Source organism: Pseudomonas sp. FW305-28 (genome assembly GCF_017351395.1).
GTDB lineage: Bacteria > Pseudomonadota > Gammaproteobacteria > Pseudomonadales > Pseudomonadaceae > Aquipseudomonas > Aquipseudomonas fluorescens_AA.
On the sequence record NZ_JACNDD010000123.1, the window covers coordinates 1 to 19,674 of the forward strand.

At 59.6% G+C, this 19,674-nt stretch carries 22 protein-coding genes, 1 tRNA gene and 2 pseudogenes; 11 read left to right on the plus strand and 14 right to left on the minus strand.

Features of this window, described 5'->3' with window-relative positions; translation table 11 throughout:
- Positions 1-23: 23 nt before the first annotated feature.
- The 4 genes from J4E53_RS23235 (at position 24) to J4E53_RS23250 (ending at position 3,290) form a co-directional block, all read left to right on the plus strand.
- On the plus strand, positions 24-641 hold the full coding sequence (locus tag J4E53_RS23235; RefSeq protein ID WP_060738800.1) for a TPM domain-containing protein: 618 nt from the start codon (positions 24-26) through the stop codon (positions 639-641).
- A gap of 212 nt (positions 642-853) precedes the next feature.
- Positions 854-2,074, plus strand: a complete 1,221-nt coding sequence (locus J4E53_RS23240; protein ID WP_103310328.1) for an SAM-dependent methyltransferase — start codon at positions 854-856, stop codon at positions 2,072-2,074.
- 218 nt (positions 2,075-2,292) lie between these two features.
- Entirely contained in the window at positions 2,293-2,874 is a 582-nt protein-coding gene (locus J4E53_RS23245) for a DJ-1/PfpI family protein (protein ID WP_103310326.1), read from the plus strand.
- Positions 2,875-2,945: 71 nt separating this feature from the next.
- Entirely contained in the window at positions 2,946-3,290 is a 345-nt protein-coding gene (locus J4E53_RS23250; RefSeq protein WP_092172614.1) for a YegP family protein, read from the plus strand.
- 169 nt (positions 3,291-3,459) lie between these two features.
- On the opposite strand, the gene J4E53_RS23255 is transcribed toward J4E53_RS23250, so the two are convergent.
- Positions 3,460-4,479: a DUF4917 family protein gene (locus tag J4E53_RS23255; protein WP_103310325.1), complete on the minus strand. Its 1,020-nt coding sequence runs from the start codon at positions 4,477-4,479 to the stop codon at positions 3,460-3,462.
- A 140-nt stretch (positions 4,480-4,619) separates the two neighbouring features.
- Here J4E53_RS23255 and yiaY point away from each other — a divergent pair, with 140 nt between their 5' ends.
- Positions 4,620-5,768 carry an L-threonine dehydrogenase gene (gene yiaY / locus J4E53_RS23260; RefSeq protein WP_060738795.1) on the plus strand — a complete coding sequence of 383 codons (1,149 nt, stop codon included), beginning with the start codon at positions 4,620-4,622 and terminating at the stop codon, positions 5,766-5,768.
- Here the strand turns inward: yiaY and J4E53_RS23265 are convergent.
- Both J4E53_RS23265 and J4E53_RS23270 read right to left on the minus strand, forming a co-directional pair.
- Positions 5,765-6,928 (minus strand): MFS transporter, encoded by a 1,164-nt coding sequence (locus tag J4E53_RS23265; protein ID WP_103310323.1) that lies wholly within the window; start codon positions 6,926-6,928, stop codon positions 5,765-5,767. The two genes, yiaY and J4E53_RS23265, sit on opposite strands and share 4 nt — an antisense overlap.
- 13 nt (positions 6,929-6,941) lie before the next feature.
- A complete protein-coding gene (locus J4E53_RS23270; RefSeq protein ID WP_103310321.1) occupies positions 6,942-8,177 on the minus strand; it encodes an aminotransferase class I/II-fold pyridoxal phosphate-dependent enzyme in 1,236 nt (411 codons plus the stop codon).
- Positions 8,178-8,433: 256 nt separating this feature from the next.
- On the opposite strand from J4E53_RS23270, the gene fos reads away from it, so the two are divergent.
- The 3 genes from fos to J4E53_RS23285 all read left to right on the plus strand — a co-directional run bounded on the left by fos (position 8,434) and on the right by J4E53_RS23285 (position 11,207).
- Entirely contained in the window at positions 8,434-8,850 is a 417-nt protein-coding gene (gene fos, locus J4E53_RS23275; RefSeq protein WP_103310319.1) for a fosfomycin resistance glutathione transferase, read from the plus strand.
- Positions 8,851-9,025: 175 nt separating this feature from the next.
- Positions 9,026-10,375, plus strand: a complete 1,350-nt coding sequence (locus tag J4E53_RS23280) for a GGDEF domain-containing protein (RefSeq protein ID WP_103310318.1) — start codon at positions 9,026-9,028, stop codon at positions 10,373-10,375.
- A 328-nt stretch (positions 10,376-10,703) separates the two neighbouring features.
- Positions 10,704-11,207: a DUF4142 domain-containing protein gene (locus tag J4E53_RS23285; RefSeq protein WP_060738791.1), complete on the plus strand. Its 504-nt coding sequence runs from the start codon at positions 10,704-10,706 to the stop codon at positions 11,205-11,207.
- A 96-nt stretch (positions 11,208-11,303) separates the two neighbouring features.
- On the opposite strand, the gene J4E53_RS23290 is transcribed toward J4E53_RS23285, so the two are convergent.
- Positions 11,304-11,708 carry a low affinity iron permease family protein gene (locus J4E53_RS23290; protein WP_060738790.1) on the minus strand — a complete coding sequence of 135 codons (405 nt, stop codon included), beginning with the start codon at positions 11,706-11,708 and terminating at the stop codon, positions 11,304-11,306.
- Between the two features lie 176 nt (positions 11,709-11,884).
- Between J4E53_RS23290 and J4E53_RS23295 the strand changes: the two genes are divergently transcribed.
- Entirely contained in the window at positions 11,885-12,031 is a 147-nt protein-coding gene (locus J4E53_RS23295; RefSeq protein ID WP_170866878.1) for a hypothetical protein, read from the plus strand.
- Between the two features lie 120 nt (positions 12,032-12,151).
- Here J4E53_RS23295 and J4E53_RS23300 read toward each other — a convergent pair whose 3' ends face one another.
- The 5 genes and pseudogenes from J4E53_RS23300 to J4E53_RS23320 form a co-directional block, all read right to left on the minus strand.
- Positions 12,152-12,562 (minus strand): type II toxin-antitoxin system HicB family antitoxin, encoded by a 411-nt coding sequence (locus tag J4E53_RS23300; RefSeq protein ID WP_103310315.1) that lies wholly within the window; start codon positions 12,560-12,562, stop codon positions 12,152-12,154.
- Positions 12,563-12,599: 37 nt separating this feature from the next.
- Positions 12,600-12,773, minus strand: a pseudogene (locus J4E53_RS23305) (type II toxin-antitoxin system HicA family toxin); the annotation flags it as partial.
- Positions 12,774-13,041: 268 nt separating this feature from the next.
- Positions 13,042-13,401 carry a type II toxin-antitoxin system HigA family antitoxin gene (locus J4E53_RS23310; protein WP_092204408.1) on the minus strand — a complete coding sequence of 120 codons (360 nt, stop codon included), beginning with the start codon at positions 13,399-13,401 and terminating at the stop codon, positions 13,042-13,044.
- Positions 13,401-13,703, minus strand: coding sequence for a type II toxin-antitoxin system HigB family toxin (locus J4E53_RS23315; protein WP_092332753.1), 303 nt, complete (start codon positions 13,701-13,703; stop codon positions 13,401-13,403). Before J4E53_RS23315 ends, J4E53_RS23310 begins: the two co-directional genes overlap by 1 nt.
- Positions 13,704-14,002: 299 nt before the next feature.
- Positions 14,003-14,632, minus strand: a complete 630-nt coding sequence (locus J4E53_RS23320; protein ID WP_103310312.1) for a LysE family translocator — start codon at positions 14,630-14,632, stop codon at positions 14,003-14,005.
- A 144-nt stretch (positions 14,633-14,776) separates the two neighbouring features.
- On the opposite strand from J4E53_RS23320, the gene J4E53_RS23325 reads away from it, so the two are divergent.
- Together J4E53_RS23325 and J4E53_RS23330 are read left to right on the plus strand one after the other, a co-directional pair.
- Positions 14,777-15,259: an Lrp/AsnC family transcriptional regulator gene (locus J4E53_RS23325; RefSeq protein WP_060743072.1), complete on the plus strand. Its 483-nt coding sequence runs from the start codon at positions 14,777-14,779 to the stop codon at positions 15,257-15,259.
- A 474-nt stretch (positions 15,260-15,733) separates the two neighbouring features.
- A complete protein-coding gene (locus J4E53_RS23330; protein ID WP_025212339.1) occupies positions 15,734-15,928 on the plus strand; it encodes a hypothetical protein in 195 nt (64 codons plus the stop codon).
- Positions 15,929-16,483: 555 nt separating this feature from the next.
- Here the strand turns inward: J4E53_RS23330 and J4E53_RS23335 are convergent.
- From J4E53_RS23335 to J4E53_RS23355, 5 genes and pseudogenes are all read right to left on the minus strand, one after another.
- A tRNA-Gly gene (locus J4E53_RS23335) sits at positions 16,484-16,557 on the minus strand.
- A 159-nt stretch (positions 16,558-16,716) separates the two neighbouring features.
- A complete protein-coding gene (locus J4E53_RS23340; protein WP_103310310.1) occupies positions 16,717-17,601 on the minus strand; it encodes an alpha/beta fold hydrolase in 885 nt (294 codons plus the stop codon).
- 311 nt (positions 17,602-17,912) lie between these two features.
- The gene (locus J4E53_RS23345; protein WP_060738784.1) at positions 17,913-18,605 is read right to left on the minus strand and encodes a pseudouridine synthase; all 693 of its coding nucleotides are present in this window, start codon (positions 18,603-18,605) and stop codon (positions 17,913-17,915) included.
- Between the two features lie 35 nt (positions 18,606-18,640).
- Positions 18,641-18,859 carry a cysteine-rich CWC family protein gene (locus J4E53_RS23350; protein WP_060738783.1) on the minus strand — a complete coding sequence of 73 codons (219 nt, stop codon included), beginning with the start codon at positions 18,857-18,859 and terminating at the stop codon, positions 18,641-18,643.
- Positions 18,852-19,469, minus strand: a pseudogene (locus tag J4E53_RS23355) (GGDEF domain-containing protein); the annotation flags it as partial. The gene J4E53_RS23350 and the pseudogene J4E53_RS23355, both read right to left, overlap by 8 nt.
- Between the last annotated feature and the right edge of the window lie 205 nt (positions 19,470-19,674).

Here is a 19,674-nt window from a genome sequence, read left to right on the forward strand (position 1 = left end):
ATAATGAGCAGGCACTTTTAACCATGGCATTACTGACTGAACACGAACAACGCAAGGTCGCCGAGGCCATCGCCCGGGTCGAGCAGCATACCGACGCCGAACTGGTCACGGTGCTGGCCGCCCGCGCCGACGACTACGCTTACATCCCGCTGCTATGGGCGAGCCTGCTGGCGCTGGTGGTGCCCGGCGCGGTCCATTACCTCACCGGTTGGTTGGCCCTGCACAGCCTGTTGCTGGTGCAGTGGGTCAGTTTCATCGTGTTGTGCCTGGTGTTTCGCATCCCAAGGATCACCACTCACCTGATCCCCCGTTCCGTGCGTCACTGGCGGGCCTCCAACCTGGCACGCCGGCAATTTCTCGAGCAAAACCTGCACCACACCGTGGGCAGCACGGGCGTGCTGATCTTTGTCTGCGAGGCCGAGCGGTATGTGGAAATCCTCGTCGATGAAGGCATTTCCAGACACCTGGACAACACATGCTGGGACGCCATCGTCGCAACGTTCACCCAGCAGGTGCGCCAGGGGCAGACCTTGCAGGGGTTCGTGACGTGTATCCAAGCCTGCGGCGAATTGCTCAAGGAACATGTGCCGGTGACTCATGAGCGCAATGAGCTGCCGAATCGGTTGGTGGTGCTGGGCTGAAAGTTTCCTGTCGGCACAAGCCTGTGGGAGCAAAGCTTGCTCGCGATGAACGATGACTCGGTTTTGCCTGCCGAGTCGCGGCGTATTCATCGCGGGCAAGCCTTGCTCCCACAGAGGCTACTGCTCGCCACACCAACTTTTCCGTGCCCTCGCTGCCCATCCCCCCTAAAATACCGGCATTCCCGATCCGCCCGCCCCGAGGCCGCTTGTCCATGTCCGCCACCGCAACTCCAGCCCGTCCCGCGCCGGATCACCACGCCCAGTTCATCGAACTGCTGCACACCAGCCTTGAACAAAACGCTTTCATCAAACTGGTGCTGGCCAAGTACGTCGGGGATGAGGTGGACCTCCAGCGGCTGATCATCAAGCAGCTGACGGTCAAGGACCAGCCGTGCCTGTCCTTCGTCTACCGCTACAAGACTCGCGACATCACCAAGAATCTCCCCCTGGCCGAAGGCGTGGACACTATCGCCGCGCTGTTGCCAGCGTCGTTCAAGAACGCGCATTTGCTGGCGGTCACTGACGAGGCGCAGTTGGAGTACAGCAAAAAGGGCAAAAGCTCGCTGTTCAAGAGCAAGCCCCAGCAACTGCGAGAAGTGCCGTCTGCCGAGCACAACCGCGAGAAGAACCGCTTCCTCGACCTGAACCGGCCATTTTTGGCCGACCTGGGCGTGACCAACCACAAGCACGAGCTGATTCCGGCGATGTCGCGCAAGTGGAAGCAGATCAACAAGTTCATCGAGGTCTTCAGCCACGCGCTGACATCTTCGCCACTGGCCCTGGACCAACCGGTGCGGGTCTCGGATTTCGGTTCGGGCAAGGGCTACCTGACCTTCGCCATCCACGATTACCTGCGCAACACCTTGCAGGCCGAAGGCGTGGTGACCGGTGTCGAGCTGCGTGAAGACATGGTCAAGCTGTGCAACGAAGCCGCCGCGCGGCTGGAGCACCCGGGCCTGAGTTTCCAGCACGGTGACGTGCGCAGCGTGGCGCCGAGCGCGGTGGATGTGATGATTGCCTTGCATGCCTGCGACATCGCCACCGACTACGCGATCCACATGGGCATTCGCTCGGGTGCCTCGATCATCATGTGCTCGCCGTGCTGCCACAAGCAGATCCGCCTGCAGATCCAGAGCCCGGCCTTGCTCAAGCCGATGCTGCAATACGGTCTGCACCTGGGCCAGCAGGCGGAAATGGTCACCGACAGTTTACGGGCGCTGTTCCTGGAAGCCTGCGGCTACGAGACCAAGGTCTTCGAGTTCATCTCCCTGGACCACACCAACAAGAACAAGATGATCCTGGCCGTCAAACGCGCCGAACCTGTGGATCCCACCGAGTTGCTGGCAAAGATCGAAGCACTCAAGGCCTTCTACCACATCACCGAGCATTGCCTGGAAACGCTGCTGCGGGCGGATGGTTATCTCGAGCACTGAGGCCCCAGTGGGAGCGAGCTTGCTCGCGATGGAACGATGACGCGGTGTGCCTGAAGACCCCATCGCCTGAATCGCGAGCAAGCTCGCTCCCACAGACTGTCCTGCCACTTCATTTTTGTGCAGTCCGTCAGGTAATGACGGGTTATCGCTCATCCGCCGACTTACCGGACTACCTTTAATGCGTTCACCCCTCACGCATTTCCAAAGGAGCCCAACCCATGGCCGCCAAGAAAATCCTGATGCTGGTCGGCGATTACGTCGAAGATTATGAAGTCATGGTGCCGTTCCAGGCGTTGCAGATGGTCGGCCACACTGTGCACGCAGTGTGTCCGGACAAAACGGCCGGGCAGACCGTGCGCACGGCGATCCACGACTTTGAAGGCGACCAGACCTACAGCGAAAAACCGGGGCACCTGTTTGCCCTCAATCATGATTTCGCCGGTGTCGAAGCCGCCGACTACGACGCGTTATTGGTGCCGGGCGGTCGCGCGCCGGAATACCTGCGCCTGGACGAAGCGGTCCTGCAACTGGTGCGCGATTTCGACCTGGCGGGTAAGCCGATTGCCGCGGTGTGCCACGGCGCGCAATTACTGGCGGCGGCGGGCATTCTGGAAGGGCGCGAATGCAGCGCCTACCCGGCGTGTGCCCCGGAAGTACGCCTGGCGGGCGGGACCTATATCGACATTCCCGTGACCCAAGGCCATGTTCAAGGCAACCTGGCGACTGCACCGGCCTGGCCTGCGCACCCGAGCTGGCTGGCGGGGTTCCTGACCCTGCTGGGCACGGCTATCACTTTGTAGTAACGCACTGGCAAGGCAAGCGCAGCGGGTCTTTACTCTCGGGACATGCCCTCATTGCCTGGAGAACAATCATGTCCGGATGGTACGAAATCAGCAAAAGCAGCAGTGGCCAGTTTCGGTTTGTACTCAAGGCGGCCAACGCCGAGACCATCTTGACCAGCGAGCTGTACACCACCCGCAGCGGCGTCGACGGCGGCATTGCTGCGGTGCAGAAAAACAGCCCGTTGGCCGAGCGCTATGAACTCAAGAACACCAAGGACGGCCATCCGTACTTCAACCTCAAGGCCGGTAACCATGAAGTGATTGGCAGCAGTGAGGCGTATTCATCGGACGCCGCCCGGGACAAAGGCATCGCCAGCGTCAAGGCCAACGGACCGACGACGGTCATCAAGGACAAGACCGTGGCTGCGCTCTGACGGGACAGCAATAAGGGCGCCTGGCCTGTGGAGGGGAATCATGTGTGGGAGCAACGCTTGCTCGCGATCCAGGCGCTGCGGTTGTGCAGGCTAAGCGAGCCATTGTTCATCACGAGCAAGCTTTGCTCCCACAAATAGATCCCCTCGCTACACGTTTTTTACCCTGCCTTTAAACCTCCACCGGCACCGACAGCTTCGGATCGCCCAGTGGATGGCTCTTGGCATCGAAGAAGCGCAATTGCACCTCCAGCCCATGGAAGACCTTGGCGTAATGCCGTTTCTGATGCTGGATGAACGCCTGGCTGCGCGGGTAGATCGAAATCGCCACGGTTTTCGGTGCGGCCAGGCGCAGGGCATGGACAATGTGCCGGTCCTGCTCGCCCAGGGCATGGCCGAACAGGCACAGGTTGTCGCCATGGCGCAGCAACTGGTCGTAGCAGAACGACAGGTAATCGCTGCTGCGGATGGTCTTGAGCTTGTCCGCGCTGGAGCCTTCATTGACGAACAGCGGCACGTCGTCGAGGGTCTTGATCGTGTTGTTGATGGCGAAACTGCCCAGCAAGGTGCCTTCGGTGGACGTGAGCTTGCGCGCCGTGCCGTCCTGGTTGCGTACCAGGTGCAGGCCACCGTGCAGGTACAGCAAGCGCGGTTTGTCCGTGGTCACCTGGCTCAGGTCGAAACTGTGATCATCGCCGAAGAACAGGTCGCTGATGGTCTCGGCCCCATGCTGGATCGCCCAGTAGTTGAGCAGGTCGTAGTTGGTGGTGAACACCGTGCGGTAGCGGCTCAGCTCCTGGTTGAGCGTCGCCAGGGTCGACGGTTGCACCAGCCGCCACGGGATGTGCACCGCGTGCACGGTGTTGATCAGCGCTTCCTTGATCGCGTAATAGCGGTTACGCGGGGCGGCGGAACTGACGGCCAGGGCCTTGTTGACCCGACTGGTGGTTTTCAGCGCCCCGAGCACCTGTTCGAAACTGCGCGTCTGCATCGCGTCGAACACGCTCAGTTCCGACGGGCTCAAGGGTTTCTCCTCGACGGTGCGGGCGTTTTCGAACAGCGAGTCATAGCCGAAATCGTCCCACACCGCGCGGCTGGCCCCATTGCCCACCAGCAGGCCGCTGAAGGCGGTATCGGCGCGCACGGCCTCCCAGTCTTCGAGCCGGGTGTCGTATTCCTGGAAATCGGTCATCGCAAGGATCATCTCAAAACGTGGCAAAGGCAGGCCGCGACTTTATCACGCCCCAGTCTTGAGCCAGATCAAGATACGTCGTGACTACTGGGTCATTCTGTAGGTCCCGCCGATCCGGCCTCTACCAGGAGTGTGACCCCATGAGCAGTACTTTTTTCATTCCCGCCGTGAACATCATGGGGCTGGGTTGCCTGGATGAAGCGATGACCGCCATCCGCAACTACGGCTTTCGCAAGGCGCTGATCGTCACCGACGTGGGGCTGGCCAAGGCCGGCGTCGCCAGCAAGGTGGCCGAACTGCTGGCGTTGCAGGACATCGATTCGGTGATTTTCGACGGTGCCAAGCCCAACCCGAGCATTGCCAATGTCGAGCTCGGCCTGGGTTTGTTGATGGAGAACCGGTGCGATTTCGTGGTGTCCCTGGGCGGCGGTTCCCCCCACGATTGCGCCAAGGGCATCGCGTTGTGTGCCACCAACGGCGGGCAGATCAGTGACTATGAAGGCGTCGACCGTTCGAGCAAGCCGCAATTGCCGCTGATCGCCATCAACACCACGGCCGGCACCGCCAGCGAAATGACCCGCTTTTGCATCATCACCGACGAGACACGCCACGTGAAAATGGCCATTGTCGATCGCAACGTGACCCCGCTGATGTCGGTGAACGACCCGGCGCTGATGGTGGCGATGCCCAAGGGCCTGACGGCTGCCACCGGCATGGATGCGCTGACCCACGCGATCGAGGCTTATGTGTCCACTGCCGCCAATCCGATTACCGATGCCTGCGCCCTGAAGGCCATGACCCTGATCAGCGACAACCTGCGCCTGGCCGTGCGCGACGGCAACGATCTGGTGGCGCGGGAAAACATGGCCTACGCGCAGTTTCTCGCGGGGATGGCGTTCAACAATGCGTCGTTGGGGTTTGTGCACGCCATGGCCCATCAACTGGGTGGTTTTTACGACTTGCCTCATGGCGTGTGCAACGCGGTGTTGTTGCCCCATGTACAGAGCTTCAACGCCTCGGTGTGCGCCGCTCGCCTGAGCGACGTGGCCCATGCCATGGGCGCCGATACACGTGGCTTCAGCCCGGAAGAGGGGGCCCGGGAAGCTATTGCGACGATCCGCAGCCTGGCCCATGACGTGGACATTCCGGCCGGTTTGCGTGACTTGGGCGTGCGCCTCAACGACGTGCCGTTGCTGGCCGCCAACGCCTTGAAAGACGCGTGCGGCCTGACCAACCCACGGGCGGCGGACCAGCGGCAGATCGAAGAGATTTTCCGCAGCGCGTTCTAAGCGACCCGGGGCGGCACGAACCTCACACAGAGCATCGCCGCCGCCCCCAGCAGCGCGCACAACGCCGCCAATGGCCAAGCCTGTTGGCTCAACAACAGGCTGGCCGTGGCGCCGATCACCGAGGCCATCAGTTGATGCAGGAACCCGCTCAACGCCATGGCATAAGCGCCGGCCACCGGTGAGCCTTCGTTGGCCAGGGACAGGCTGATGGGGTAGATCAACGATTGACCAAACACCGCGAAGCAATACGGCAGCCAGAAGAGCAGCGCGATGCTGCTCAGGGTGAGGCTGCCTGCCAGCATGGTCATGCTGCCGCCCAGCACCAGTACGATGCCCCAGCCCATCATTCGCCGTTGACCGGTGCGCAGCACAAACGCGTTCACCGCCAGCGCCCCGAGCAGGTACGCCGCACTGATCGGCCAGCCCAGCAGGCCGTATTCGATGGCTGACCAGTGGAAGCTTTCCTGCAGGATCAGCGGCGCGGCGGTATTGAAAGCGACGATCACGCCGTAACCCAGCCCACCGGCCAAGGCCGGCAACAGGAACGCGCGTTGCCGGACTATCTGCCCGTAGATCCCCCACGCCGATTGCCCATTGCTGGCGTGCACCAACATCGGGAACCTGGCCCGGGACACCGCCGCTGCCATGGCCAGGCTGACGGCGCCCAACCCCTGGAAAATCGCCTCCCAGCCGAAAGCGGCCTGGATCAGCGAGCCCAGGTATTGGCCGATACCGAGGGCAATCACAAAGGCGATCGATATCCAGGACAGGGCCTTGGCCAGCAGGTCGCCGCTGAAACTGTCGCGAATCAAGACCCGCGCCATCACCGAAATACCGCTGGCACCGATGCCCTGAATCAACCTGAACGTCAGGAACGCCTCCACGCTTGTGCCCAGCGGCAGGGCCAGGTTGCCCAGGCCATACAACCCCAGTGCTGCCAGCAAGACCGGTTTGCGCCCCAAGCGCTGGCTCAGGCTGCCCCACAGCAACATGGGCAGCGCCATGCCGATCAGGTATACCGACAGGCCCCAGGAAACCTGGGACGCATCGGCACCCAGGTCCCGGGCGATAGCGGGCAGGGCCGGCAAGTAGATGCTCATGCCCAGTTGTGCCAGGAAAACGGTGGTGCAGGTAAGGATCAGGGTTGTACGGTTCTTCATCGAGCGTCCTGTCTCAAGGGCGGAGGTCACGCCCGTGGGTCAGCAGCAGTTCGGTGATCGTTTCACAAAACGAGCGAATCACGTCCGGCTCCATGTCGGCGCGCAGGGTAATGCGGATGGCAGCCTTGCCTTGCGGCACCACGGGAAAAAATACCGCCGAGGTGAAATACCCCCGTTCGGCCAGTTCGACCGCCAGGCTGTTGGCCAGGGCCGCTTCACCGCAAGGCACCATACGGATCGCCATGGGTGTGCCGCGCTGTCCGGTGCGCACGAGGCTGTCGAAGAGGCGGATATTAGCCTGCAAACGCTCCTGCAAGGCACTGAATTCGCGGCTGCGGTGCAGGCGGATCGACGCCATGCCGGCACCGATGGCCGCCGCGTTCAGGCTCTGGGACCAATTGCTCGGCCCACCGTAGCGCTGCACCAGCGCCTTGTACCGTTCACAGCCAAACATGACCAGCCCGCCGCTGGCACCGAATGACTTGGCCAGCGAGGCGACGATCAGGGTGCGCTCGTCCACTGCCGGGATGCGCGAACGGACCAGGCCGGCGCCGGATTCCCCGACGGCAGACAGGGCGTGGGAGTCGTCCAGGTAAAGAAACAAGCCATAGCGCTGCTTGAGATACATCAGGCTGTCCAGGTCCGCCATCCCGCCCATGCTGTAGGCGCCGTCGGCCACATACGCCACGTCGCGCTGGCGTTTGCACACGTCTTCGATGAAGTCCATGTCGTTGTGCGGGCAGGTGATGACCTGGGTTTCATCGGCGCAGGCAGCCTTGCTGTGGTTCATCGAATAATGGGCCTGTTTGTCGAACACCATAACGGGCGCGCGATGGTCGGTGAATGCGCCGCTGGCCAGCAACGGCAGGATCCCGGCGCTTGCCGCACTGCAAGACAGGGCACTGAGGCAACTGGCGCCGAACAGCTCCGACAGTTGGCTTTCGTACTGGTCCAGGATCGCCAGCTTGCAGCGATTCCTTGAGTTGGCGACCCGCAGGGTCCCGGTTTCCCACAGGGCGGTCATGGCGCCGTCCAGCAGCGCGGGGTGATAGTCCAGGCCCAGGTAGGACGTGGTACAGAAGTGATGAAAGGTCCGACCGTATTGGTCAACCAGCACGTTGGGGGTCTTGACCTCGACATTCAGCCCTGAGATTTTTCCGGCCTCGGTGCCCTGCCAATCCTGGTCAGCGAGGGAAATGAGCTTGCGGTAGTTGGTGAAGTAATGAGGTGGTTGAGCAGTCTGGTCCATGGCGCGATTACATTCCTTGGTTGATGGTGCTGTCCGTGGGTGTTGCGAGAGTGGTGTGTTTCCAGACTTTACAGATTGTTGTGCAGGGCTTTGAATCGGCTGTTTCCGGCATGTTTGAGTGTCACTGGGGATTTCCACGTAGGACTTTGCCTAGGACCCTGGCCGGGGAATCCATCGGCACTGTCGGAGCTTGGGAACACCACGGATTTGCCCCAGGCCCGCTGGGTGATCACGCTTTTCTGAAGGTTGCTTGCTGATGCTCTCAGGCCTCAATCATCTGACCCTTGCGGTCACCGACCTGGATCGCAGTGTGGTTTTTTATGGCGAGCTCTTGCAGCTGCGTCTTGAGGCCAGGTGGAACAGCGGGGCGTATTTATCGCTGCCGGGTTTGTGGTTATGCCTGTCTCTCGACCCATTGCGCAGGCCCGAGCCGACCGCGGACTACACCCATTACGCATTCAGCATCAGCGCCGAGCATTTTCCCGTGCTGGTGGCGCGGCTGCACGCGGCCCAGGTGTCGTCGTGGCGAGACAACCGCAGCGAGGGTGATTCGTTCTACTTTCTCGACCCGGACGGGCACAAGCTGGAAGCCCATGTGGGCGACCTGGCGTCGCGGCTGAAGGCCTGTCGACAGGCTCCGTATGCCGGCATGGTGTTTTTTACGGAGCCGTAATGGGCTGTGTCGAGTTGAGTGGCAGCGCCTGCCAAGCGTTTCATCCCCTTAAGTCTGATCGCCTGCGCTATCCTCATCGGTATTGGACGCGTCGGTCTCGCTGGTTGTACAGCGTCACGAACCGACCATCGCCCGCTTCGCTCACCGTTGCATTATCCGGATGACCTCCAGCCCCATGGACACTTCAAGTTCCGCGCCGCTGGCCAGCTACATCGACCTTCTGCTGGACGCCGTGTGTGCCGTCGACGGTCAAGGGCGTTTCGTGTTTGTCAGTGCCGCCTGCGAGCGCATTTTCGGCTACACCCCGCAGGAGCTGATCGGCCAGCCGATGATCGATCTGGTGCACCCTGCCGACCGCCAGCGGACCCTCGAGGCGGCGCGGGAGATCATGGAGGGCGAGCCCAAGCTCAATTTCGAGAATCGCTACCTGCGCAAGGACGGGCGGGTGGTACACATCCTGTGGTCGGCGCGCTGGTCGCCGGTGGACCAACTGCGCATTGCCGTGGCCCGGGACATCACTGAACGCAAGCAGGCCGAGTCCCGGCAGGCGGCGTTGTATGCGATTTCCGAGGCGGCCCATGCTGCGGCTGACTTGCTGGCGCTGTTCAAGCGCGTCCATCTGATTATCGGTGAGTGGCTGCCGGCGCTGAATTTCTCGGTGGCGCTGTATGACGAACAATGTTCGCAGCTGAACTTCCCCTATCACGTCGATGATCGGGAAGGCCAGCCTGAGTTGCCGGGCACGGTCACCGGGCGTTTGTGCGCCGAGGTGATTCGCAGCGGCCAGCCGATCCTGCTGACGCCCGGTGGCAGCTCGTTGCCAGCGGGGTTCGACGACCTGGTGGCGCAGCCGGACGCGCCGTGTTGGCTGGGCGTGCCGCTGAATTCGCAGAACGGCACGATTGGCGCATTGATCGTCAAGAGTGCGCCGGACAACGAGCGCTACACCGAACAGGACAAGGAACTGCTGCAATACGTCTGCGCACAGATCACCATTGCCATCGAGCGCAAGCAGTTGCACGCCCGGTTGCAGCACATGGCTCAATACGATCAGTTGACCCAGGTGCCCAACCGCGAATTGCTCCGTGAACGTTTCAAGTGCGCACTGGCGACCGCCCGCGCCGCATCCGGGCGCATGGCTTTGCTGTATATCGACCTGGACCGTTTCAAACAGGTCAACGACACCTATGGCCACGGAGTGGGCGACATGCTGTTACAGGCGGTGGCCAATCGTATCAAGGGCTGTATCCGCGACACCGACACCGTGGCGCGCATCGGCGGAGACGAGTTCGTGGTCCTGCTGCACAGCATCCAGGCCTTGGAGGATGCCCGCAGCGTGCAGGAAAAAATCCACCATGCACTGGTCCAGCCGCTGCGCCTGGACGGGCACTGCCTGAGCATCGAGCCGAGCATCGGCGTGGCCTGCTTCCCCGACCATGGCACTGAAGATATCGCGCTGTTCCGCCACGCCGACGAGGCGATGTACGCCGCCAAACGCCACAATCACCGGGCGTTTGGTATTTGATAGTGCGTCACCGTTCGTCGTGGCGCCAGCACCTTTCTCAAACCTTCAGCGCGTATCCCATTCGAATACAAGACGGGGCCTGCGTGCCCGGTATTCACGAGTAAGGAGGGCTGAACCATGCCTGGTTCAAGCAATGTTTATCCGACAAACATTGCTCATGATCGAACGAAGGTGTCTGAAGCAGGTCGCAAAGATGGGAGAACCACCATCACGACCGTCGATAGAAGCCCGTCGAAAGCCGGGTCGGACGTCTCGCTGAATATTCATGGCTGGTTCTGATTCAACGGTGGATAACCCACCAGAACTTTTATCAGAGGAGGGCGCGACCATGAGCCGTATGGCCAGCTTTTTTCGCACCACCAGTCTCGTCGTGCTGATGGGCCTGGGTGCCAACAGTGCCTGGGCCCAATCGCCTGCCGAATTCATCGACGATGCTTCTGCCAAGGGCATGGCCGACATCGAGACAAGTCGCATGGCCCACGCAAAAGCCGAATCCAGGGAGGTCAAGGACTACACCATTATGGTGATCAACGACCGCACCACCGCCAATCAACATCTGGCGAAGATCGCCAAGAAGCTCGACTTGCCTGTCGCCCCCCGGGAGGAAGTGGCCGACAAGGCCAAGGCGTTGATGCCACAGGTCACGGAAGGCGAGTCGTTCGAAGCCGCGTATGCCGCCAGCCAGGTCAAGGCTACCGAGGAGGCCATCGCGCAAATCCAGCAGCAGGCCCAGACCACCGAAGTACCAGAGATCAAGGCCTTCGCCGACGAAACCCTGCCCAAGTTGCAGACCCATCTCGAAATGGCCAGGGCGCTGCAGGCCAGCCGTTGATCTGCCGGATCTGCTTTGACATTCAGGACCGGGGCGCCAGCGTCCCGGTTGATTTTGCCCGCCGAAAAAAGGCCTGACAACACGCGTGCACAGGCATCAGCACTGGTTCAGGTCGATCTTGTTTTTTTGTTCCAAGCCGTCAAGGCTCTTGGCCTCGTCTTTGCCCATGTCCTGGTAGTGCTTTCTCAGCGCTTCCAGTTGCTTGAGGTCCAGCGACTCGAGGCCGAGCATTGCGTTCTGTGCATCCTTGGTCGCCCGCAACAATTCGTCGACCTTGAGATGCAGGATGTCCGTGTCGCGGTTCTGCGTATTCTGGATCAGGAACACCATGAGGAAGGTGATGATGGTGGTCGAGGTGTTGATGATCAATTGCCAGGTGTCGTTGAAACCGAAGAAAGGTCCGCTGGCTGCCCACAGTGCCAACAACACGATGGCCCCCAGGAATGTCTTGGGGCTCCCCGCCCAGAGGGCCAGTTTTTGAGCGATTTTTGCGAACGCCATTGCCGTGTTTCCTTATTGGATGCACCTGTCTGGTGTGACAGCAACGAGGCGGTGAAAATTCTACTTACATTTCAGTCGCCAGCATCCCTCGACGTTCATCGTCCGGCACGATGACCGTCGCAACCATTGCCGCTCTCGCAGGTCACTGCTCAAAGCCCTCGGCATTGGAGTACATCATGAATCTCGCCCGCACTTTTTGCCTTGCCTGCTGCTTGTTCGCCCTGCAAGGCTGTTTCGACAACTCGGATAACGAGACCAAGGACAACACCGACGGCACCAAGTCTTCGGTGCAGATGCAAGAGTCGGGGGCGGAGAAAAAATAGCCGTCTGGCTGAGTCCTGTGGGAGCGAGCTTGCTCGCGATGGCGTCAGATCAGCAGCATCCATGTTGGCTGACAGGGCGCTATCGCGAGCAAGCTCGCTCCCACAGGTGGTGGTGGCTTCTCACCGGCCTTGTTGCAACACCTTCAGCGCTGCCGAAGCCAGGAAGCCGGAGCGGCTCTTCTCTTCAGGATGGTGCAATACATATTCATCAATGCGATTCAGCAAATAGCCAGGCAACGTGATGTTGAGTTTCTGCGCCTTTCCCAGATATTTGGTCACATCAATGTCAACCAGTGCCCAGGTGCAGCCGGCATATTTCGGATTGGCGGCGTGCAAGGTAACGGTGTTGGCCGGCGGAATCGGCGAGCCGTCTTCAGCCAGAATTTCAAAATATCCCTCAATGGCCTCACGCGCCATCGCCATGGCCTCGTCGAGGTCGTCGCCTGCGGAAAAACACCCTGGGATATCCGGCACTTCAACCCCCCAGGCGTGTTTGTCATCGCCCATGGAAATCGCAATCGGGTAAAGCATATTCATCGTCCTCCGGGAACGTCGCGCAATGGGCCGTCTGAAGCAGCGCCTGTTGCAAAATACTGATGGCCGTTTTCTTGAGCAGATCCTTCTTCGGATGAGGAACCGTGACCAACCCCGGTTTGGTCGGGTGCTTGAAGTGATGATGACTGCCCCGCACCAGATACCAACCGTCTGCAATGATCTGGCTTATCAAGAATCGGCTATTCACAACACCTCCGTGCGGTGTGCTTGGTGGGTACTATACCTACTGAAATTTAATGATCAACACTATAACCACCAGGGGCGACACTGGCGGGTGGGTGAGTGGGTTGTTCCGAAGTGTAGAAGCCGCGCCTGGTAAGGACTGCGGGAGGCGTAGTGAGTTATTTCAGGATGTGATGAGGGTGGTGATGACTAATAACGAGGACATGAAAAACCGGTCACGATGGACCGGCTCTATTTGAGATGTTGATAGGATTGGTCGATGCCGTCACGTATTAGGCAACGTCCGCTAAAAGGCTCTCGTAAGGGATTCGCAATCCATCGTGAAGGCGTTTAATCATCGCCAGACTCAGTTTGCGTTTGCGGTTCAGCACTTCAGATACACGCCCGCTCGAACCGAGGAACGGTTCCAAGTCGCGCGCGGTCAAGCCTTGCTGGTCCATCCGGAATTTGATGGCCTCAATTGGGTCGGAAGGCGGCATTGGGTAGTGCTCGTCCTCATATTTTTCGATTAGCAAGGCAAGGATTTCCAGCTCATCACCTTCAGCCGAACCGACGTCAGCACCCCAGAGTTGCTCGATGCGCGCAAAGGCTGCATTCAAGTCGTCTTGGCTGCGAATGGGTTTGATGTTCATCATACGGTCTCCGCATTAATTTGGTCGTACTGGGCATGGGTTCCGACGAACCGGACAAAACCGAGCTGGCGCTGATAGTCGATCGCCAGAATGATTCGGTATTTGTTACCGCCAATGTTGAATACAACCCTGCTGCTTTTGAGAATGCTGGCTGTTCCGAGTTCTGCCTTAATCTCTTGAGGCGTGTGATAGGTTGCTTTCTCCATGTGTCGATACCATTCAACCAGTGGAATCTGAGAGTCGGCATAAGCCGGATTACTTTCCCAAAATTCCCGCAAGGTACCTCTCGCAATAATCCGCACCCATTACCTCCCGTTTTGGGAGGAGTCTAGTCTGAGCATCCCACCATTGCAAATGGTGCTTAATGGGAACGGAGTTGAGGGGGCTGAAAGGTCCGCTCGACCCCTAGCACCCCATGCTAGTGCGCTATTCCCGATGGTGAAGAAGTACATCAGAAGACGCCTGGTTCGATTTACTGACATTTGGAATGTGATGGCGACAGATGATGCCACTTGGCGAGGGAGCTTGCTCCCGCTGGGCTGCGTAGCAGCCCCCGGTTCGCTTCGCTCCAGGTCCCGTTCGATCAGCTTATCCACAGGCACTAGGCCTGCTGCACAAACGTCAGCCGCACCGCAAACCCAATCAAAAGACTCCCAAACAACCACTGCTGTACGCGCTGGGCCGAAGGGGAGCGTTGAAGCCAGCGCCCAAGCGCGACACCCACCAACGCGTAGGCGCTATCAAACAACAAACCCACGCTGACCAATACCACCCCCAGGGTCGCAAACTGCTCCAGCACCGGTCCGCCCTGTGGATCGATGAACTGCGGCAACAACACCGAGCAAAACAGCAATGCCTTCGGGTTGAGCAAATTGGTCAGCAGCCCACGCCGAATCGCCTGATACCAACGCCGCTTTCCGGCCTCGATACCGGCTCCTTCAAAACTCGGCAACAATGTGGTCCTCAGGCATTGAAGACCGATCCATAACAGGTAGGCAGCCCCGGCCAGGCGTACCGCGTCAAAGGTCCAGGGCGCAGTCTTGAATAATGCCGAAAGCCCCAATGCGGCCAGCGCGACATGACATCCCCGGGCGACGCCCAGGCCCACCGCCGTCGCCAGCGCCGCGCCCCTGCCCTGACGGGCACCGGTTTGCAGCAGCAGGATCATGTCCGGCCCAGGCAGCACATACACCACCATCAAGGCCATCAGGAACAACCAGAGCTCTGCCATGCCACACCCCCTTCATCGACGATTCGGTCGTGCCAGTCTAGGGCCGAAGGGCAGGGCAGGTGGTTGCGAAGTCAGCTTCTAAAGCTCAGGAAATTGGCATAACCTGCTATGCAATTGTGTTATTCCATTGGGAAATGCCAATACATGAAACTGGATGCCTTCGACCGCAAAATCCTCGCCGCGCTGCAGCGCGATGGTCGCCTGAGCAATGTGCAACTGGCCGAAGAAATCGGCTTGTCCCCGTCACCCTGCCTGCGCCGCGTGCGAATGCTCGAAGACGCCGGTGTCATTCGCGGTTACCAAGCCATCCTGGACCGCGACGAAGTGGGCCTCGGGCTGACGATCTTTGTCGGCGTGAAGGTCGAACGACACAACGACGAACAAGCCGAAGCGTTTCGCCAGGCGGTCACGGCATTGCCGGAGGTGATCTCGGCGTTCCTGGTCTCAGGGGAATCGGATTTCCTGTTGCAAGTGGTGGTGCCGGATCTACGAGCCTACGACCGGTTCCTCACCGGGCGGCTGCTGAAGTTGCCGGGGGTGAGTGACATCCGGAGCAATTTTGCGATTCATACGGTGAAGACGCCGGGAGCGTTGCCGTTGGGGCATTTGCCGGGGGCTGAGCAATGAACGACACAAGTAGGCAGCCAAGACACAAAAAGCCCCGTTGCGAAAAACGCCGAGGCTTTTTGTTTTGTCGTTAGGTGGGAATCTTTGCTGCGAGGTACGCATTGTCTAGCTCCCGTGAAGCGCGGTTGCATGACTCACGTGTTCCCAAGCCCGATCGCTGATTTGCAGCGACGTCTGGAGACGTAGCCATCGAAGGACAAGGGCGACAAGGCAAAAACTCGCCGAAAAGTAAGGTAAGCGCACCCCCTACGCAGTTTTCGGATTCTGCCTACAAATCTCCCGGGGCGTACGCAACTCTCTGAGTTTGCCTACAAATTCAGGGGGAGCCGCCCGCTATCCACAACTGCGCGGATAGGAAATAGTGCTCCGTAGACGGACTATTCGATTGGCATTGCGATTGACGTCCGACAGATTTTGCCGGCTGCGTAGAAAGCGACGCTTAGGGCGATGGCTTAAACCCTGGAAGGATGATCAATGCTTCAGAACGACCGCGATAATTTAGAGCTCGATAAACTATTGATCGAAACCCGAAAGTTGTTGGCTGAGACTCGCAAGCTTACGGCCGAAGAAACTAAGCTGAAGCACGAAGCCTTCTGGTACCCATACGCAGTAGGGGCTGGGGTAGTGACCGCCATAGTCGCCTTTACGAGTGTTTGGGTTAAAATCTGAGTGCTGGATCGCAACAATGCGTCAATCTCACACGGCTCAGGATTGCTAGATATGTTTCACTGACCCAGCAGGGCCCCGCGACCTCGGAAGAGAAAAAAGACATGTCCACACATCGAAGTCATCAAGCAAGCATTGAGCAATTGCATCAAGAGGTAGAGGCTTTGGCAGAAGAAATGAGGCGCCCGGCCCCGACCACATTTCGCGTTACGTGGTTGCCGTTCAGCATCGGTGCAGCGTTCGCTCTGACCGTATTTGTCGTCGTCGCTTTTGTCGCTAAGCATGTTTGATGCTCTATCAGCTGAAGTACCTTTTTTTGACGATGCTGAGCGGTAGCCGGCTCAAGGCGTATTCGGCTTGCAAGAGGGGGCTTTCTCGATGACATCGAGGGTGTGGAAATGGGGACGTATTTATTTTGGACGTAGACGGGGAGCCATCTATCTACGCTCGGAGATCACCTCACACTTCCCCGAATATCAGCCATAAAAAAACCGGCCCCCATGGGCCGGTTTTTTAATCCCCCGTCAAAAAACATACGACGCGGGACCAGAATTCGATTGGAGCGGGTGAAGGGAATCGAACCCTCGTTATCAGCTTGGGAAGCTGGAGTAATGCCATTATACGACACCCGCTCAGAGCGGCTGACTTTGTACCAGATGTGGCCACGGATTTGAAGTTTTTCTTTACGTGCGGCGAGGTTACTCGTCTACGCAAGGCTCAAACCAGAGCGGTCGTTGGCGGGCAAGCCCCTGTGCTGATGGGGGAAGGGGCTTGCTCGCCAGGACTCGGTTTCAGATAGCCAGTGCATGGTAGCCCTGCACGTAGCTGTAGCGCGGTCGGCTTTCGTGGTGTTCCGGTGTGAGGAAACCCAGCAAGGCGTTGCGGCTGTCGCGGCAGGCGGCTTTGTGTTCCATGTCCAGGAAGTGCCCGGTGGCTTGCAGCGTGCTGAAGGTGCTGTGCTCGACGTGGTTGGCGAACAGCCTGGCGTCGACGGCCGAGGTGTATTCGTCCCATTCGCCGTTCAGGAACAGTACCGGCACGTTGATTTTCCTGGCCGCGTTGACGTAGCACTGTTGGTCGCTGTGGAGCACGTCGGTGATGTGGAAGTGCATCTGCCCGTACTCATGCTCGGCCAGGCTGCTGACGTGGCGATAGTTGAAGCGCTTGAACAACGGCGGCAAGTGCTTGCCGATGGTGCTGTTGACCAAGTGCCCGACACGGTCGCCGTCCAGGCTGCCCAGGTAATCCACGCCGCGTTCCAGGTAGTCGCGCATCGGCGCGTTGAGCACCGGTGAGAACGAGCTGATCACTGCTTTTTCGATGCGCCTTGGCCGATGGGCCAGGGCACTCAGCGTGGCGGCGCCGCCCCAGGAAAACGACAGCACGTGCTCGGCGGCGAAGTGATCGATCAGCTCCAGGAGGATCTGCCCTTCGATCTCCTTGGTCAGCATTTTCTCGTGGCGATTGTGAGCCTTGGACTTGCCCGCGTAGGGTTGGTCGTACAGCACGACATTGAATTGCGGGTAGAGGTTTTTGGCGGTCTGTGCAAACGACGCAGTGGTGGCCATTGAGCCGTTGACCAGGATGATGGTCTTTTGTGCGGCGTCTGCGCGATAGAACTCCGTGTAAACCCGATACTGACCCTGTATATCCAGCACAGCGATTTCTGGCCTCATGTCATAAGACTCCTGGCAAGCGGGTATGCGCGCAATGAGATTGCACGGGCAATGTGACAGGTAGGCATACGCCTGGAAGATAAGGCCCATGTCGATCCAAGGAAGACGGTCGACGGGTGTTGTTATAGGCGGGCAGTTTGCCGGGCGGACAAGGCGGAACCTGAGGGTTCCCGCCGGCAAAAAGTTTCTTGGAAGTATGTGGTGACTCATCGGTCACATTTCGGCCGACGGTTTGATTCAAGCAGGGGGGCGACCGTTGCGCAAGTACCTGTCGGAAAATTGTTCGACACTTCTGCCGAGCGGTAGCGGGATCAGATGAGCTGGACTTCCTCAGGGCTCAAGGCGCGGTATTGGCCCGGCTCGAGATGGCCGTCCAACGTCAGTGGGCCCATGCGCTCGCGGTGCAGGCGCAGCACCTTGTTGTCGAAGTGGCCGAACATGCGTTTGACCTGGTGGTAGCGCCCTTCAACGATGCTCAAGCGCGCCGATTTTTCCCCCAGTAGCGTCAGTTCTGCCGGCTGGGTGGTGAGGTCTTCGAAGGCGAAATACAGGCCTCGGGCGAAGGTGTCGGCGTATTCGGCGGTGATGGTTTGTTCGGTTTCGACGTAGTAGACCTTGGGCAGCTTGGTCTGTGGTTGGGTCAGGCGCCGCGACCAGCTGCCGTCATTGGTGATCAGCATCAGCCCGGTGGTGTTGAAATCCAGGCGTCCGGCGATGTGCAGGTCGTCCTTGTCCGGTTCGTCCAGCCAGTCGAGGACAGTGGGGTGTTGCGGATCGCGAGTGGCACTGACGCAGCCGGGCGGCTTGTGCAGCATGAAGTAGCGCGCCGGTCGGCCGGCTTGCAGCACTTCGTCGTCGACTTCGACGCGACTGAATTCACGTACCGGGGCATGGGGATCGTTGACGGTCTGGCCGTCGATTCGCACCCGGCGCTCCACCAGCAACAGGCGCACTTGTTGGCGATTGAATCGCGGCAGATTGCTGAGGAAACGGTCGACGCGCATGGGCAGTTCAGGCAGGGCAGCGGAGGGTGGGCATCTTACGCGATCGGCTGGGGCTTGGCGCGCAACTGGGCCTGGACCTGGGCGCAGCGTGGGCACAGGCAGGACTGATCACGCAGTTCGGCCGGCAATGCTTCAAGCACGGCCGGGTCGATGCTCACGCCATAACACCAGCAGGCCCGGTCGGCGGTTCGTGGGTCGGCCAGGGTGCAGTCATTGGTGCCGCCGCAGGCCGGGCAAAGGTCGGGTTTATTCATAACTGGAGTGAGGCATGTCCACGCAGGTTCGATTGCACCCGGTCTGCCGGGCGCGTTGCAACGCATGATCGGTCCGCGACAGCAAGCTGTGCAAGGTATCTTCGTCCTGCAAGGTGGTGAGGCCGAGGCTGACGGTGACCAACAATTGTTTACCGCTGCAGAAATAGCGCTGCTTTTCGATGTGCTGACGAATTTTCTCCGCGATTTTCAGACCGGTCTGGCCGTCGGTGTCCTTGAGCAGGACGACAAAGGCTTCGGCGCTCCAGCGACAGACGATGTCCGAATGCCGCAGGCTCTCAGTCAGGCTGCGGGCGAACCCGGTCAACAGTTGATCGGTGGCGATATGACCGTGAGTGGTGTCCAGCCGCTTGAAGTCGTCCAGTTCCACCAGCAGCGCCGTCAAGGGTCTGGGCTCGCGCTGGGCTTCGTGCAGGGCTTGCACGGCCAGCAGGTCGAAGCCACGGCGGTTTGGCAATTCAGTCAGGCCGTCGAGGGTGGCCTGGGCGTCGATGCGTTGCTGGTAGTTGTTGATCAGCCGACAAAGAATGGCCAGGACCGCCAGCGTCACGAGCAGGCCGACCAGCAGGTTCACATACAGCGTCTTGAGAATGTGATCGCGTATCGAGGTATGGGCGGCGTAATAGCCCAACAATGAAATGATCAGGAAGCTTGTACCAAGCAACGCCACCACGACCAGCAGCGGCTTGCGCTGGGAATACAACGGCGAACGAAGCGACATGGCGATTCCCTTGGCTAGGACCCAATGGAGTCAGTTTAGTGGCCTTGTGGGAAAAGACAGTCGAATTTGCAGGTTT